Annotated in this window: 16 protein-coding genes and 1 pseudogene; 9 read left to right on the forward strand and 8 right to left on the reverse strand. The window is 73.3% G+C overall.

All coding sequences use genetic code 11. From position 1 onward, the window contains the following. Window positions 1-37: 37 nt before the first annotated feature. Complete coding sequence (trhA, locus tag ACTHLI_RS12255) at window positions 38-790, reverse strand: PAQR family membrane homeostasis protein TrhA (RefSeq protein ID WP_440183979.1); 753 nt, start codon at window positions 788-790, stop codon at window positions 38-40. 41 nt (window positions 791-831) lie between these two features. On the opposite strand from trhA, the gene uppS reads away from it, so the two are divergent. The 4 genes from uppS to ACTHLI_RS12275 all read left to right on the forward strand — a co-directional run bounded on the left by uppS (window position 832) and on the right by ACTHLI_RS12275 (window position 5,210). Next, entirely contained in the window at window positions 832-1,629 is a 798-nt protein-coding gene (gene uppS / locus ACTHLI_RS12260; protein ID WP_440183981.1) for a polyprenyl diphosphate synthase, read from the forward strand. Between the two features lie 45 nt (window positions 1,630-1,674). Then, window positions 1,675-2,802, forward strand: a complete 1,128-nt coding sequence (locus tag ACTHLI_RS12265) for an aminotransferase class V-fold PLP-dependent enzyme (protein WP_440183984.1) — start codon at window positions 1,675-1,677, stop codon at window positions 2,800-2,802. After that, window positions 2,799-3,653, forward strand: a complete 855-nt coding sequence (locus tag ACTHLI_RS12270) for an HAD family hydrolase (protein ID WP_440183987.1) — start codon at window positions 2,799-2,801, stop codon at window positions 3,651-3,653. The genes ACTHLI_RS12265 and ACTHLI_RS12270 overlap by 4 nt, the downstream gene beginning before the upstream one ends. A gap of 219 nt (window positions 3,654-3,872) precedes the next feature. Beyond that, on the forward strand, window positions 3,873-5,210 hold the full coding sequence (locus ACTHLI_RS12275) for a PhoH family protein (RefSeq protein ID WP_440184062.1): 1,338 nt from the start codon (window positions 3,873-3,875) through the stop codon (window positions 5,208-5,210). A gap of 111 nt (window positions 5,211-5,321) precedes the next feature. Here ACTHLI_RS12275 and ACTHLI_RS12280 read toward each other — a convergent pair whose 3' ends face one another. Further along, window positions 5,322-5,681, reverse strand: a complete 360-nt coding sequence (locus ACTHLI_RS12280) for a VOC family protein (RefSeq protein WP_440183990.1) — start codon at window positions 5,679-5,681, stop codon at window positions 5,322-5,324. Window positions 5,682-5,739: 58 nt separating this feature from the next. On the opposite strand from ACTHLI_RS12280, the gene ACTHLI_RS12285 reads away from it, so the two are divergent. Together ACTHLI_RS12285 and ACTHLI_RS12290 are read left to right on the forward strand one after the other, a co-directional pair. Next, window positions 5,740-6,180 carry a MarR family winged helix-turn-helix transcriptional regulator gene (locus ACTHLI_RS12285; RefSeq protein WP_440183993.1) on the forward strand — a complete coding sequence of 147 codons (441 nt, stop codon included), beginning with the start codon at window positions 5,740-5,742 and terminating at the stop codon, window positions 6,178-6,180. Between the two features lie 81 nt (window positions 6,181-6,261). Next, window positions 6,262-6,786: a prepilin peptidase gene (locus tag ACTHLI_RS12290; RefSeq protein WP_440183995.1), complete on the forward strand. Its 525-nt coding sequence runs from the start codon at window positions 6,262-6,264 to the stop codon at window positions 6,784-6,786. 24 nt (window positions 6,787-6,810) lie between these two features. Here the strand turns inward: ACTHLI_RS12290 and ACTHLI_RS12295 are convergent, their stop codons facing one another. The 5 genes from ACTHLI_RS12295 to xseA are packed head-to-tail and all read right to left on the reverse strand — an operon-like array spanning window position 6,811 to window position 11,021. Continuing rightward, complete coding sequence (locus ACTHLI_RS12295) at window positions 6,811-8,226, reverse strand: class II fumarate hydratase (protein WP_440183998.1); 1,416 nt, start codon at window positions 8,224-8,226, stop codon at window positions 6,811-6,813. A 39-nt stretch (window positions 8,227-8,265) separates the two neighbouring features. Continuing rightward, a complete protein-coding gene (locus tag ACTHLI_RS12300) occupies window positions 8,266-8,880 on the reverse strand; it encodes a carbonic anhydrase (protein ID WP_440184064.1) in 615 nt (204 codons plus the stop codon). Further along, window positions 8,868-9,539, reverse strand: a complete 672-nt coding sequence (locus tag ACTHLI_RS12305; protein WP_440184000.1) for a DUF4245 family protein — start codon at window positions 9,537-9,539, stop codon at window positions 8,868-8,870. The genes ACTHLI_RS12300 and ACTHLI_RS12305 overlap by 13 nt, the downstream gene beginning before the upstream one ends. Beyond that, the gene (locus tag ACTHLI_RS12310; RefSeq protein WP_440184003.1) at window positions 9,536-9,757 is read right to left on the reverse strand and encodes an exodeoxyribonuclease VII small subunit; all 222 of its coding nucleotides are present in this window, start codon (window positions 9,755-9,757) and stop codon (window positions 9,536-9,538) included. Before ACTHLI_RS12310 ends, ACTHLI_RS12305 begins: the two co-directional genes overlap by 4 nt. A gap of 10 nt (window positions 9,758-9,767) precedes the next feature. After that, window positions 9,768-11,021, reverse strand: coding sequence for an exodeoxyribonuclease VII large subunit (gene xseA, locus ACTHLI_RS12315; protein ID WP_440184005.1), 1,254 nt, complete (start codon window positions 11,019-11,021; stop codon window positions 9,768-9,770). A gap of 96 nt (window positions 11,022-11,117) precedes the next feature. On the opposite strand from xseA, the gene ACTHLI_RS12320 reads away from it, so the two are divergent. Together ACTHLI_RS12320 and ACTHLI_RS12325 are read left to right on the forward strand one after the other, a co-directional pair. Further along, on the forward strand, window positions 11,118-12,113 hold the full coding sequence (locus ACTHLI_RS12320; RefSeq protein WP_440184067.1) for a 4-hydroxy-3-methylbut-2-enyl diphosphate reductase: 996 nt from the start codon (window positions 11,118-11,120) through the stop codon (window positions 12,111-12,113). Then, window positions 12,002-12,496 (forward strand): annotated as a pseudogene (locus ACTHLI_RS12325) (DUF6264 family protein); the annotation flags it as partial. The gene ACTHLI_RS12320 and the pseudogene ACTHLI_RS12325, both read left to right, overlap by 112 nt. Before the next feature lie 72 nt (window positions 12,497-12,568). On the opposite strand, the gene fbaA reads toward ACTHLI_RS12325, so the two are convergent. Next, entirely contained in the window at window positions 12,569-13,597 is a 1,029-nt protein-coding gene (gene fbaA / locus ACTHLI_RS12330; RefSeq protein WP_440184007.1) for a class II fructose-bisphosphate aldolase, read from the reverse strand. A 118-nt stretch (window positions 13,598-13,715) separates the two neighbouring features. Here fbaA and glpX point away from each other — a divergent pair, with 118 nt between their 5' ends. Beyond that, window positions 13,716-14,693 carry a class II fructose-bisphosphatase gene (glpX, locus tag ACTHLI_RS12335; protein WP_440184009.1) on the forward strand — a complete coding sequence of 326 codons (978 nt, stop codon included), beginning with the start codon at window positions 13,716-13,718 and terminating at the stop codon, window positions 14,691-14,693. The last annotated feature ends 8 nt before the right edge of the window (window positions 14,694-14,701 follow it).

Here is a 14,701-nt window from a genome sequence, read left to right on the forward strand (position 1 = left end):
GTCGGCCGAGCCGGAGCCCTCAGCCGAGTCGGAGCCCTCAGCCGAGGGGATGCAGCGCGATGAGCAGCGTCGCCGTCCAGTGGCAGAGGAACGCGAGCACCGTGCAGGTGTGGAACAGCTCGTGGAAGCCGAACCGGCCGGGGAACGGGTTCGGGCGCTTCAGGCCGTACACCACCGCGCCGGCCGAGTAGAGCAGGCCGCCGACCGCCACGAGCACCATCATCGCGGCGTTCGCCTGGTACAGCGGGACGAAGTAGATCACCGCCGCCCAGCCGAGCGCGAGGTAGATCGGCACGTACAGCCAGCGCGGCGCACCGACCCAGAACACGCGGAACAGGATCCCGATCAGGGCGCCGGCCCACACGACGGACAGCAGCACGACGCCCTGCGCGGGCGGCAGCGCCAGGAGCGACAGCGGCGTGTAGGTGCCGGCGATGAGCAGGAAGATGTTCGCGTGGTCCACGCGCTTCAGCGCGAGCTTGACCTTCGGCGACCAGTCGATGCGGTGGTACAGCGCGGAGTTGCCGAACAGCAGGATCGACGTCAGCGCGAACACGACGCACGCCCACCGCGCCTCCTGCCCGTTCGCGAGGGCGACGAGGACGAGCCCGGCGACCGCGGCGATCGGGGCGGTGATCGCGTGGATCCAGCCGCGCCAGGTCGGCTTCCGCTCGAGGTGCGCGACGTCGCCCGACTCCTCGAGCAGCGGCAGGTGCGGCGGCTCGGCGGCGCCGTCCCGCCCCGCTGCTGCAGAGGAGGAGGCGCGCTGCTGGTCGGTGGCGTCCCGCATGGAGGCAGGGTAGTGCGCGGGTCCAGGCGTACGGTTGCCGGGTGCGGGGAAGAGGCGTGGGCGTGCGCCGGGCGATCGCCGTGCTGCGTCGCCCGTTCTACGCCGTGTACCAGCGGCGCCTGCGGCACGGTCTCGCATCCGCGCCGCTGCCGAAGCACGTGGCGATGATCCTCGACGGCAACCGGCGGTGGGCGAAGCTGGCGGGGCTCGAGTCCGCCGAGCACGGGCACCGGGCCGGCGCCGACAAGCTCATCGAGTTCGCCGGCTGGGTCGAGTCGTTGGGCATCCCGCACGTGACCTTCTACCTGCTGTCGAGCGACAACCTCGTCGGCCGCACCGGCGACGAGCTGAGCGCCCTGTTCGACATCATCGGCACGCTCGCGCTCGACCTGTCGACCCGCTGGCGCGTGCAGCACGTGGGCACCACCGAGGGGCTGCCGGAGTCGCTGCTGCAGGCCCTCCGGACCGCTCAGGCGCAGGGCGCCGGCCGGACCGGTCTGCACATCAACCTCGCGGTCGGGTACGGCGGCCGCTCCGAGATCGCGCACGCGATGCGCAGCATCGTCGCCGAGCACGCCGCGGCGGGCGGCAGCCTCGGCGACCTCTCCGAGCGGCTCGATCCGGAGCGCATCGCCGCGCATCTCTGGACCGGCGGCCAGCCGGACCCGGATCTCGTGATCCGCACCTCGGGGGAGCAGCGGCTCTCCGACTTCATGCTGTGGCAGAGCGCGCACAGCGAGTTCTACTTCGTGGAGGCGCTCGGCCCCGACCTGCGGGAGGTCGACTTCCTCCGCGCCCTGCGCTCGTACGCGCAGCGGCAGCGCCGCTACGGGGCCTGACCGCGCACGCGGAGCGCGTGCGCGCCGCTACGCTCGGTGTTCGCCATGGACGACCTCTCCGACTACCTCTCCGGCTTCGGCGAGGACCCTGGCTACCTCGATTTCGCCGCCTTCGGCCCCCTGTCCGCCGCGGTGGTGGCCGAGTCCGCCGCGCAGGAGGACCTGGTCCGCCGAGCCCGGTGGGGCGCCCTCGAGCGGCTCGACCGCAACGTCGAGCGGATGCGCGACGCCGCGGCGCTCGTCACCGGGTTCCGGGCCGACCAGATCGCGTTTCAGCCGAGCACCGGCCACGGCGTGATGCAGGCCGTGTACGGCCTCGCGGGCGGCCTCCTGGTGTCGCCGGCCGAGTACCCGGCGCTGCCGATCGCGGCGGTCCGCGCCGAGGAGGCGATGCAGGCCGTCACGCCGCTCTGGCTCGAGGCCGACGGCGGCCGCGTGACACCCGGCGGCATCCGGGACGCGCTGACCAGCACGACGATGGCGGTGCTCGTGAGCGCGGTGGACGCGCGCACCGGGGCCGTGGCGGACCTGGACGGCATCCGGCAGGTGATCGGCGACCGCCTCCTGATCGTGGACGCCGTGCAGGCGCTCGGCGCGGTGGACCTGCCCTGGACCGCCGCCGACGTCGTCGCGTGCGGCGGCCAGAAGTGGCTCCGTGCCGGCTGGGGGTCGGCGTTCCTCGCCGTCTCGGACCGGGCCGCGAACCGGCTCACGCCCGTGCTCTCCGGCGAGGGCGGCACCGGAGCGGACCTCGCGTACGACACAGTCCTCCCCGCCGCCGAAGGGGCGGCGGGCATGCAGGTGTCGCGCCCCGACCAGATCGCCGCAGCCCGGCTCGCGGCCGCGCTCGAGGAGCTCGCCGAGGCCGGGCCCGCCGCCGTCGCCGCGGCCGTCGCGGACCGGGCCGGGAAGGTGCTGGCGCTCGCGGACGAGTTCGGTCTGCCGGTCGTCTCGCCGCGTCCGGAGGCGGAGCGGGCCGGCATCGTCGTCGTCGAGCCGCTCCCCGACCGCCTGACGGCGCTCGCGGCGGCCCTGTTCAACCACGGCGTCTCGGTGACCATCCGGGACGGACGCGTGCGGTTCTCGCCGCACGCCGGAACCACGGAGGAGACGATCGGCATGCTCCGCGCCGCCCTGTCCGCCTACGCCACCGCAGTGCGGCCGGTCCGATGACGATGACCGCGGCCGGCCGCACCCTGTTCGTCAGCGACCTCGACGACACCCTCCTCGGCCCGACCGGCGTCCTGCACGACGAGGCGCGTGCGACGCTGACCCGCCTGCTCGCCGAGGGGGTCGCGTTCACCGTCGCGACCGCGCGCTCGCCGCGCACGGCCTTCGCGGCGCTCGGCGACCTCCCGCTCTCCCTCCCGATCGTCGGCTACAGCGGTGCGACCGCGGTCGACCCCGCCGACCGCACGCCGCTGTGGTGGGAGCACTTCGACGCCCGCGCGCTGGCCCCGCTCGTCGGTGCGGCGCTCGCCGCCGGGGTGACCCCGCTCGTGTTCTGGCTCGACGGCGACGACGACAAGGTCAGCTGGGTGCGCGGCGCCGAGACGAGCGGGGTCGACGCGTTCGTGGAGGCCCGCGCGGGCGACCCGCGGCTCGCGCCCGTCGACGGCTGGGACGAGGTCGACCACGACCGCGGGTTCTTCGTCAGCATCCGGGGCGAGTACCCGGTGGTGCGGCGGCTCTCGCGGATGATCCGGGCGATCTCGTGGGGCACCGGCTGCGCGCTGGCGCTGACCGGCACCCGCGAGAGCGGCGTCGGGGTGCTCGACGTGACGCCCGCGGCCGCGACGAAGGGCTCGGGCATCCGGCGCATCGCGGAGGAGCATGGCTTCACCCGCATCGTCGCGTTCGGGGACGGCACGAACGATCTGCCGCTCTTCGCGGAGGCGGACGAGTCGTACGCGACCGCCGGTGCGCCGGAGGAGGTCAAGGCGGCCGCCACGGCGGTGCTCGCGGACGACGACGACGCGGTGGTGCGCTTCCTCGCCGAGCAGGCGACCCGCGCCGAGGTCTGACCCCCGTCGCCTGCCGCCATCCGCCCGGAACCGACACGTCTTCCGCGCGTCATCCGGGCGTCACACCCGTGTCGTACGGTGTGCGCATCGGGTACCTCACCCGGTCCGGGACGTGACCAGCGGCTCGCGACGACAGGAGGCGCGCATGGTCCCGGCGAGAACGACATCCGGGGGAGTCGGCTGACTCCCGCGGGGGAAAGAGGCCATGTGCCTGAGGCGCTGTCCGCCCGTTCGCCCGAGCCCGCCGTCGCATCGACGGTGCACACCGGGACGCGCACGTTCGTCCTCGACACGTCGGTGCTGCTGTCCGACCCGAAGGCGCCGTTCCGCTTCGCCGAGCACGCGGTCGTGCTTCCGGTGGTGGTGATCTCCGAGCTCGAGGGCAAGCGCGACGACCCGGAGATCGGCTACTTCGCGCGGCAGGCCCTCCGGAACCTCGACGAGCTGCGGGTGCAGCACGAGCGACTCGACTTCCCGGTGCCCGTCGGCGACGGCGGGTCGCTCCGGGTGGAGCTGAACCACTCGAACATGAGCGCGCTGCCGACCGGCCTGCAGCTCGGCGGCAACGACGCCAGGATCCTCGCGGTCGCGCAGAACCTCGCGAACGACGGCCTCGACGTCACGGTCGTCTCGAAGGACCTGCCGATGCGGGTGAAGGCCGCCTCCATCGGCCTGACCGCGGAGGAGTACACCGCGGAGCAGGCGGTCGACACGGGCTACACGGGCGTCGCGGAGCTCGCGCTCGACGCGGCCGCGCTCGACGCGCTCTACGACGAGCACCAGGTGCGGGCGCCCGCGGCCGCCGACCTGCCGATCAACACCGGCGTCGTGCTCACCTCCGACCGCGGCAGCGCCCTCGCGCGCGTCGTGAAGCAGGGCGAGCTGCGGCTCGTCCGCGGCGACCGGGACGTGTTCGGCCTGCACGGGCGCAGCGCCGAGCAGCGGCTCGCGATCGACCTGCTGCTCGACCAGGAGGTCGGCATCGTCTCGCTCGGCGGCCGCGCCGGCACCGGCAAGAGCGCCCTCGCGCTCTGCGCGGCGCTCGAGGCGGTGCTCGAGCGCCGGCAGCACCGCCGGATCATGGTGTTCCGCCCGCTGTACGCGGTCGGGGGTCAGGAGCTCGGCTACCTGCCGGGGGACGCCGCCGAGAAGATGAACCCGTGGGGGCAGGCGGTGTTCGACACGCTCGGCGCGGTCGTGTCGCAGAACGTGATCGACGAGATCGTGGAGAACGGCACGCTCGAGGTGCTGCCGCTCACCCACATCCGCGGCCGCAGCCTGCACGACGCGTTCGTGATCGTCGACGAGGCCCAGTCCCTCGAGCGCAACGTGCTGCTCACGGTGCTGTCGCGGATCGGGCAGAACTCGCGCGTGGTGCTGACGCACGACGTCGCGCAGCGCGACAACCTCCGCGTCGGCCGCCACGACGGGGTCGCGAGCGTCATCGAGACGCTGAAGGGTCATCCGCTGTTCGGGCACGTGACCCTCACCAGGTCGGAGCGGAGCGCCATCGCGGCCCTCGTCACCGAGCTGCTGGAGTCGAACGAGCTCGCCTAGCCCGCTCGCGGATCCGGACTCCTCTCGCGGATCCGGAGATCCTCGGCGACACCCCGGTGCGGGGCCGCGAATCGCGGCGTGTCACTGAGTATTTCCGGATCCGCGAACGAGTCATGCCCGGTCGTGGATCGTGATCAGGTAGCCGTCCGGGTCCTCGAAGGTGAACGTGCGCCCGAACGGGCCGTCGAAGGGCGGTGTCGGGATGGGGACGTGGGCGTCCGCGAGGCGATCGTGGAGCGCCTGCGCGTCGTCGGCGTGCAGCCAGAGCGCCACCCCGAGACCGGGCCTGCCGGCGTCGAGGTCGGTGCCGGGCGCGGGATCGCGGAGCGCGAACGCGGGCGTCGTGGCGAACACCACCGCGTGCGGAGGACCGGGCTGTCGCGTCAGCCCGAGGTGCTGCTCGTAGAAGGCCGCGGCGCGCTCGAGGTCGCGCACCTGCAGGGCGATGAAGTCGGGCCCGGTGATCGTCATGGGGTTTCCTCTCGTATGTCAGGGTTCTGACATCGAGAGCATATGTCAGACTTCTGACATGGATCGCGTGCGCCTGGTCGAGCTCGCGGAGTCGCCCGGCTATCTGCTCAAGGAGGCGTCGAGCGCGCTGCGGAGCGCGATGGAGGCGGTGCTGCACCCGCTGGGGATGACCGTCACGCACTACTCGTGCCTCGAGCTCCTCGCGCAGCGGCCGGGGCTGTCGAACTCGGCGCTGGCCCGCGGTGCGTTCGTGACGCGGCAGTCGATGCACGTCCTGCTGCAGTCGCTCGAGCGTGAGGGCCTCGTCCTCCGACAGCAGACGGCGCCATCGGGCCGGGCGCTTCCGGTGCGGCTCACCGAGGCCGGGGAGGCACAGCTGCGACGCGCGAGTGCGGCGGTGCGCGACGTCGAGGACCGGATGCTCTCCGAGCTCGACGGAGCGCAGGTCGACGCGTTCCGGATCGCGCTCCGTGCCTGCGTCCGCGCGCTGAGCGCCTGACGGCGACCACCGATGCGGACCGCATCCGGCCGCTGTGGACAACCGGTGACGGACCGCGGCGGGGATCCCTAGCCTGCCGTCGTGCTCGCCGTCGCCCGCCGCGTCCCGCTGCCGGAGGCGGTGCCTGCGCTCGCGCTGCTGGCCCTCGCCGTGCTCGCCGTCGGTCCGGAGCCCGCGCTCCTCGGGCTCGCCTGGCTCGCGCTCGTCACGCCGCGGCTCGTCGCGGTCGACCTCGCGGAGCACCGTCTGCCGGACGCGATCGTGCTGCCCGGCTACCCCATCGTGCTCCTCACCGCCGTCCTGCACGCGTGGGTGTCGCCGGCGTCGCTCTGGCCGCTCCTCACCGCCGGCGCGGCGTGCGGGCTCGTCTTCCTCCTGCTGCACACCGCGGGCGGCATGGGCTTCGGCGATGTGAAGCTCGCGCCGCTGCTCGGCGCGCTCGCGGCGATGACGGTGCCGGGCGGCGCGCCGCTCTGGATCGTGCTCGCGTTCGCCACCGGCGGGATCGGGGCGGTCGCGGTGCTGGCGCGGCGCGGACTCGGCGCGCGGATGCCGTTCGGGCCGCCGATGCTGCTCGCCGCGTGGGCGGTCGTGGCGCTCGCCTGAGCGCTCGATCGACGGGGCGTCGGATCAGCCGGGGCGGGTCATCGACAGGACGTCGAGCGCCGTGTCGAGCTGCGCCTCCGTGACCTCGCCGCGCTCGACGAACCCGAGCCGGATCACCGCCTCCCGGACCGTGATGCCCTGCGCGACCGAGTACTTCGCGACCTTCGCGGCCGCCTCGTAGCCGATCGCGCGGTTGAGCTTCGTGACGATGGAGGGGGACGACTCGGCCAGCGCCCTGGCGCGCTCCTCGTTCACCTCGAGCCCGTCGAGCACCTTGTCGGCGAGTAGCCGCGAGACCGCCGCGAGCAGCCGGACCGATTCGAGCAGCGCGGTGCCCATGACGGGGATCGCGACGTTCAGCTCGAACACGCCGGAGGCGCCCGCCCAGGTGATCGTCGCGTCGTTACCCACGACGCGGGCGGCGACCATCAGCGTCGCCTCCGGGATGACCGGGTTCACCTTGCCCGGCATGATCGAGGATCCCGGCTGCAGGTCGGGGATGTGCAGCTCGCCGAGACCGGCGTTCGGCCCCGACCCCATCCAGCGCAGGTCGTTCGAGATCTTCGTGAGGCTGACGGCGAGCACCTTCAGGACGCCGGAGGCCTCGACCAGACCGTCCCTGGCGCCCTGCGCCTCGAAGTGATCGGCGGCCTCGACGATCGGCAGCCCGGTCGTCTCCGCGAGGATCGCGATCACCTTCGGCGAGAACCCGGCCGGCGTGTTGATGCCCGTGCCGGTCGCGGTGCCGCCGAGCGGCACCTCCGCGAGCCGGGGGACCATCGAGGCGACGCGGTCGAGCGCCAGCCGGATCTGGCGGGCGTAGCCGCCGAACTCCTGCCCGAACGTCACGGGCGTCGCGTCCATCAGATGGGTGCGCCCCGCTTTGACGAGCTGCGCCCAGGCCGTCGCCTTGGTCTCGAGCGCGACCGCGAGGTGCTCGAGCGCGGGCACGAGCACGCCCTGCACGGCCTCCGTCGCGGCGAGGTGCACCGAGGTCGGGAACACGTCGTTCGACGACTGGGAGGCGTTCACCTCGTCGTTCGGGTGCACGGTCCGGCCGAGGCGCTGGGACGCGAGCGTGCCGAGCACCTCGTTCATGTTCATGTTCGACGAGGTGCCGCTGCCGGTCTGGTACACGTCGATCGGGAACTGGTCGAGGTGCTCGCCCGCGATGATCTCGTCGGCGGCGCCCACGATCGCGTCGACCACGTCCGCGGGCAGCACGCCCAGCTCGCCGTTCACGATCGCGGCGCCGCGCTTGATCCGGGCGAGCGCGATGATCTGGGCGTCCTCGAGCCGGGAGCCGGAGATCGGGAAGTTCTCGACCGCGCGCTGCGTCTGGGCGGCCCAGAGCGCGTCGCGGGGCACGCGGACCTCGCCCATCGTGTCGTGCTCGATGCGGAAGCGCTCGGTGTCGGTGGAGGCGTCGAACGACGTCATGGGGCTCCTTCGCCGGTGGTGGGATCGGACGGCGCGGGGTCAGGCGCCCTCGCCGACGGCGAAGCGCCGCTCGACGCGGCCCTCCGCGAGGCGGTAGTTGGCGCCGACGACGTCCACGCTACCGTCGGCCACCGCGGCGGCCAGCAGCTCGGACTGCGCCAGCAGAGAGGCGACGGTCGCCTCGAGGTGGGCCTCCCCGACGGCCCGGGAGCCGGGATCGGCCGCGGCCCGCACGGCTGGTCGGATGTGGTCGATGTGGGCGGCGATCAGCGGCGGGAGGGGCGGCGCCGACGGCTGCTCGGCGTCGATGGCCGCCTGGACCGCGCCGCATCGGTCGTGGGCGAGGACGACGACGAGGGGGACGCCGAGCACCGCGACGGCGTACTCGATCGACGCGAGCGCGGACGGGCTCGCCACCTGCCCGGCGTTGCGGATCACGAACAGGTCGCCGAGGCCCTGGTCGAAGAGCACCTCCGCCGCGACCCGCGAGTCGCTGCAGCCGAGCAGCGTGGCCACCGGCCGCTGCCCTTCCGCCAGCTCCGCCCGGCGGCCCGCGTCCTGGTGCGGGTGCTCCGGCAGGCCGGCGATGAAGCGGTCGTTGCCATGGGCGAGGCGCTGCCAGGCCTCCGTCGCAGGTCGGGTCACGGAAGCGATCCTGCACCCTGCAACCCGCGAGCAGCCGCATCGGCCGCGACCGCGGCGGCGAGCTGCCGCACCTGAGCAGGCGTCACCGTGCCGTACACGGCGAGCTCGACCTTGCCGATCCGCGTGCTGAGCCCGTAGGCGACGTTGCCGGCGTCGGACCCGAGCGAGCGACGGTCGTAGACGCGCCAGGGCAGGCCGGCGATGGTGGTCGTGCCGGTCGGCTTCGCGCCCTGCAGCGCCGTGTCGATCGTCGTCGAGTCGCCGGGGAGGCCCTCGGTGATACCGGCGTAGCCCGTCCCGTCGATCACGTACCCGACGTACCAGGAGGCCTGGTCGCCGGAGCCGCGCAGCTCGGCCGCGTTCGCCTTCCAGTCCGAGGGCACCTTCGGCGCCACGATCGGCTGGCCGGCGGTGTCCCCGTACTGCGCCGCCGCGGACCGGACGTCGATCGCCGGCTGCTGGACGCCGCCTCCGCGCGGCACGAGGAGCACGAGGAGCACGACCACCCCCAGGCACGCGGCGAGGCTCGCGAAGAGGTTGCGGAAGTTCTGCCGCGACCGGCGCAGCGCGCGGTCACGGGCCTTGCGGTCCGCGGTCTCCTGCGGCGTCTCCGGCCGGCCGAGCTCCGCGACGATCCGGCCGGAGCCGTCGTCCGATGTGCCGCTCACGACTCGGCGCGCGCCGCATCCAGGCGCGCCCGGGCCCCGGTCAGCCAGGTCTCGCAGCGGGTCGCGAGCGCCTCGCCGCGCTCCCAGAGCGCCAGCGACTGCTCGAGCGTCGCGCCGCCCCGCTCGAGCTCGTCGACGACCGCGATGAGGGCGTCGCGGGCCGCCTCGTAGGACAGCGTGTCGACGTCCGGAAGTCCGGTCTCGGCGGGCTCGCTCATGGCCTCGAGTCTACGAGCGGGCGCCGACGGGCTCGGCCCGATCGGCGGCGCTGTGGAGGACGCCCTCGCTCGTCGCGGCGATCGCCCCGTCCACGACGCGGACGGTGAGCGACGTGCCGGCCGGGGCGTCAGCCGTGTGCCGCAGGGCCGTGCCGTCCCCGCCGAGCACGATCGCGTAGCCGCGTTCCAGGGTCCGGAGGGGGGACAGCGCGCGGAGGTGCCCGCGGGCCTCGCCGAGCCGCCGCTCCTCGCGCTCGACCGCGCGGTCGACGAGCTCGGCGGAGCGCGCGGCCCACCGGGTGAGCTCGTCCGCACGCGTGTCGACGATCCACGCGCCGTCGGCCAGGACCCGGCGCGCCCGCAGTGACTGGATCCGGTCGACCTCCTGCCGCACGGCCTGCGTGACGCGGTTGCGGATCCGGCCGCGGGCCTGCATCACGCCGTTCAGCTCCTCGGTCACGTCGGGCACGACCCGCTTCGCGGCGTCCGTGGGGGTGGAGGCGCGCAGGTCCGCGACCTCGTCGAGGAGCGGGCGGTCGTTGTCGTGCCCGATGGCGCTCACGACCGGGGTCGTCGCGGCGGCGACCGCGCGCAGCAGGCGCTCGTCGCTGAAGCCGAGCAGGTTCTGGAAGTCCCCGCCGCCCCGCGCGATCACGATGACGTCCACCTCCGGATCCGCCTCGAGCGTCGCGAGCGCCGCCAGCACCTCCGGCACCGTGCGGTCGCCCTGCACCGCCGCGTGCACGACGCGGAAGTCGACGCTCGGCCAGCGGAGCTGCGCGTTGCGGATGACGTCCTTCTCCGCGTCCGAGTCCTTGCCGGTGATCAGCCCGATGCGGTTCGGGAGGAACGGGAGCCGGCGCTTGCGCGACCGGTCGAACAGGCCCTCCGCGGCGAGGGTGCGGCGGAGCAGCTCGAGCCGTTCGAGCAGGTCGCCGAGGCCCACGTGCTTCATCTGGAAGACCTGCATCGAGATCGACCCGGCCTTCAGCCAGTAGTCGGGCTTCACGAGCGCGACGACGCGGTCGCCCTGCTTCAGGTCCTCGGGGAGCCTCGCCCGGACGCTCGACCAGATCTGGAACGACACCGTCACGTCGCGCTCGAGATCCTTGAGCTTGCCGTACACATTCGCGCCGCGGACGCCCCACTGGGTGATCTCGCCCTCGACCCAGACCTGCCCGAGCCGGTCGATCCAGCCCTTCAGCTTGTCGCCGAGGACACCGACGCCCCACGGCGCCTCCGCGGTCGCCACACCGTCGCTCATGATGACGCTCCTAGAATTCCCCGCGTGGTCCCCCCGGTCGAGCTCGGTCTGCCCAGGAGCCCGTCGACGGCCGCCACGGTAGTCGACGGGTCCGTCATCGGTACCGCGGGCGCCTCCCGGGGGCGCGTGCTGCTCGCCGCTCCGCGAGGCTACTGCGCGGGCGTGGACCGTGCCGTGGTGGCTGTGGAGAAGGCGCTCGAGCGCTACGGGTCCCCGGTCTACGTGCGCAAGCAGATCGTGCACAACGTGCACGTCGTCGCCCGGCTGGAGGAGCAGGGGGCGGTGTTCGTCGACGAGGTCGACGAGGTGCCCTCCGGCGCCCACGTCGTCTTCAGTGCGCACGGCGTCTCGCCCGCCGTCGTGCAAGCGGCGGAGGACCGCGGCCTGCGGGCGATCGACGCGACGTGCCCGCTCGTCACGAAGGTGCACCGCGAGGCCGTGCGCTTCGCGCGCGACGACCGGCAGATCCTCCTCATCGGCCACCACGGCCACGAGGAGGTCGAGGGCACGATGGGGGAGGCGCCCGAGCGGACGACGCTGGTCGGCTCGCCCGAGGAGGCCGACACCGTCGAGGTCGCCGACCCCGACAACCTCGTCTGGCTCTCGCAGACGACCCTCTCCGTGGACGAGACGATGGAGACGGTCCGGCGGCTGCGCGCGCGCTTCCCGAAGCTCGCCGATCCGCCCTCCGACGACATCTGCTACGCGACGCAGAACCGGCAGGTCGCCGTGAAGAAGATCGCGCGCGACGCCGACGTGGTGCTGGTCGTCGGCAGCGCGAACTCGTCCAACTCGGTCCGGCTGGTGGAGGTCGCCCTCGACCACGGCGCGCGAGCGGCGCACCGCATCGACGACGCGAGCGAGCTCGACCCGGCGTGGCTCGAGGGCGCCGCCACCGTCGGGGTCACGAGCGGGGCGAGCGTGCCGGAGCGCCTCGTGCAGGACCTGCTGGCCGTGCTCGCCGGCAACGGCTTCGGCTCGGTCGAGGAGGTGCGGACGGCGGAGGAGGACCTGGTGTTCTCCCTCCCGCGCGAGCTGCGACGGGACGCGTCCGGCGCCCGGGACCCGCGGGCGCTCGGCGGCCGCAGCTGAGCGGGCAGCCCCGGCGCGCGCCGTCGTGGGACCCGGTCGTCACGGTCGGCCTGCTCCTGGTCGCGCTGCTCGACGTCACCCGGACGGTCGCGGTGTCGCGGGACTACGCCGCCCTGCTCGACGCCGTGCTCGCGCAGGCGGGTCTCGGCCCCTACCCCGACGCGTCCGTCGCGCAGCTCGTGGGGTGGGTCGTGATCGCGGTCAACGTGCTCGGGCTCGTCGTCGCGATCGGCGTCTGCGTGCCGCGCCTCCGCACCCACCGGGTCGCGTTCTGGATCCCGCTCGCCATCGGCGCGGCCTGCCTCGTCCTGACCGTCGGGCTCACGATGGGGGCGGCGCTCGCCGATCCGGCCTTCACCGCGAAGCTGACCGCCGGCTCCTGACCCGCGCCCGCTCCTTCGTCGTTCAGGAGATCTGCGCGACCGGGGCGAAAATCTCCTGAACGACGAAGGTGCTCAGCCCTGCGACTTCCCGGCGGAGCCGAGCTGCTTCGTGGCCTCCACGACGCGGGCCGCCATGGCGGTCTCGGCGATCTTGCCCCAGGCGCGCGGGTCGTAGATCTTCTTGTTGCCGACCTCGCCGTCGACCTTGAGCACGCCGTCGTAGTTCGTGAACATCGTCCCGGCGATCGAGCGGGTGAACGCGTACTGCGTGTCGGTGTCGATGTTCATCTTCACGACGCCGTTCGCGACCGCCTGCGCGATCTCCTCGTCGCTCGACCCGGAGCCGCCGTGGAAGACGAGGTCGAGCGGCTTCGGACCGCGCCCGACCTTGTCCGCGAGGCCGGCCTGGATCTCGCCCAGCAGCTCCGGCCGCAGCTTCACGTTGCCCGGCTTGTACACGCCGTGCACGTTGCCGAAGGTGAGGGCCGCGATGTAGCGCCCCTGCTCGCCGAGGCCGAGCGCGTCGACGACCTTCTCGACGTCGCCGAGCGTCGTGTACAGGGCGTCGTTCGTGCCCTCGTGCTTGACGCCGTCCTCCTCGCCGCCGACGACGCCGATCTCGACCTCGAGGATCGCGTTGATCGCCTTCATCCTGGGCAGGAGGTCCTTCGCGATCGCGATGTTCTCGTCGAGCGGCACCGCGGAGCCGTCCCACATGTGCGACTGGAAGATCGGCTCCCCGCCGGCCTTCACCTGCTCCTCGCTCGCGGCGATGAGCGGCAGCACGAACGACTCGAGCGCGGGCTTCGGGCAGTGGTCGGTGTGCAGCGCGACCGTGATCGGGTAGTTCTTCGCGACCTCGGTCGCGAACCGGGCGAAGGCGAGCGCGCCGGAGGCGCGGTTCTTCACCGTGTGCCCGGCGAAGTAGTCGGCGCCGCCCGTCGTGACCTGGATGATGCCGTCGCTGCCGGCCTCGGTCAGCCCCTGCAGCACCGCGTTGATCGTCTGGGAGGAGGAGACGTTGATCGCCGGGTAGGCGAACCCGCCCGCCTTCGCGCGGTCGAGCATCTCGGCGTACTGGTCGGGGGTGGCGACGGGCATCTGCGCTCCTGGCATCGAGAACGCTCGCGGCGCTCACCGCAAGCCGCCGTTCACTCTACTGAGGGGGACATCTGGGCGGCCCTCCGATAGTTTCGGACCCAGGCGGAGGGAGCTGCGCATGGCTGAGACGAATCTGGTGGCGCATCCGAGCCGGAACCTGGCGATGGAGCTGGTCCGGGCGACGGAGGCGGCGGCCATCCGGGCGGTGCCGTTCATCGGGAAGGGCGACAAGCTCGGCGCCGACGGTGCGGCGGTGGACGCGATGCGGGCCTTCTTCGGCACGGTCGAGTTCGACGGGCTGATCGTGAGCGGCGAGGGCGAGAGGGACCGCGCGCCGATGCTGTTCACCGGCGAGCGGGTCGGGACGGGCCGGGGGTGGCAGGCGGACATCGCCGTCGACCCGATCGACGGCACGTCGATGACGGCGCAGGGGCGGCAGAACGCGCTGTCGGTGATCGCGGCGTCGGACCGCGGCACGATGCTCGACGCCTCCAGCGTGTTCTACATGGACAAGCTCGTGGCCGACCACCATGGCGTCGGCGTGCTCTCGCTGGACGCGCCGATCGGGGACAACATCCGGGAGCTGGCGCGCGCCAAGGGCAAGCCGATCGGCGAGATGGTCGTCGCGGTGCTGGACCGGCCCCGGCACGAGGGGCTGATCGAGGAGATCCGGGCGGCCGGAGCGGGGACGCGCCTCCTGCTGGACGGCGACGTCGCCGGCGGGATCAACGCGGCCAGGTACGAGACCCGGATCGACATGTGCGTGGGCATCGGCGGCAGCCCGGAGGGCGTGGTGACCGCGTGCGCGATCAAGGCGCTGGGCGGGTTCATCGAGGGCCGGCTGATGCCGAAGGACGACGCCGAGCGGCAGCGGGGCATCGACGCGGGGCTGGACATGGACCGGGTCTACGACGCGGACGGGCTCGTCGCCGGGGACAACACGATGTTCATCGCGACGGGCGTGACGGACGGCGGCCTGGTCGACGGGGTGCGGCGGAAGGGCCCGATCATCCGCACCGAGTCGGTCGTGCTCCGATCCCGGTCGGGCACCCTGCGCCGCATCGTCTCCGATCACGTCGCCGACCGCTGGTTCTGAGCAGGCGC

The sequence above is a fragment of the Amnibacterium sp. genome (assembly GCF_051956055.1).
Lineage (GTDB): Bacteria > Actinomycetota > Actinomycetes > Actinomycetales > Microbacteriaceae > Amnibacterium.

Excerpts from the sequence above, each read along its gene's own strand:
- trhA (WP_440183979.1), bottom strand. The coding sequence starts at position 790 with ATGCGGGACGCCACCGACCAGCAGCGCGCCTCCTCCTCTGCAGCAGCG.
- ACTHLI_RS12265 (WP_440183984.1), top strand. The coding sequence starts at position 1,675 with ATGGACGACCTCTCCGACTACCTCTCCGGCTTCGGCGAGGACCCTGGC.
- ACTHLI_RS12270 (WP_440183987.1), top strand. The coding sequence starts at position 2,799 with ATGACGATGACCGCGGCCGGCCGCACCCTGTTCGTCAGCGACCTCGAC.
- ACTHLI_RS12280 (WP_440183990.1), bottom strand. The coding sequence starts at position 5,681 with ATGACGATCACCGGGCCCGACTTCATCGCCCTGCAGGTGCGCGACCTC.
- ACTHLI_RS12285 (WP_440183993.1), top strand. The coding sequence starts at position 5,740 with ATGGATCGCGTGCGCCTGGTCGAGCTCGCGGAGTCGCCCGGCTATCTG.
- ACTHLI_RS12295 (WP_440183998.1), bottom strand. The coding sequence starts at position 8,226 with ATGACGTCGTTCGACGCCTCCACCGACACCGAGCGCTTCCGCATCGAG.
- ACTHLI_RS12310 (WP_440184003.1), bottom strand. The coding sequence starts at position 9,757 with ATGAGCGAGCCCGCCGAGACCGGACTTCCGGACGTCGACACGCTGTCC.
- xseA (WP_440184005.1), bottom strand. The coding sequence starts at position 11,021 with ATGAGCGACGGTGTGGCGACCGCGGAGGCGCCGTGGGGCGTCGGTGTC.
- fbaA (WP_440184007.1), bottom strand. The coding sequence starts at position 13,597 with ATGCCCGTCGCCACCCCCGACCAGTACGCCGAGATGCTCGACCGCGCG.
- glpX (WP_440184009.1), top strand. The coding sequence starts at position 13,716 with ATGGCTGAGACGAATCTGGTGGCGCATCCGAGCCGGAACCTGGCGATG.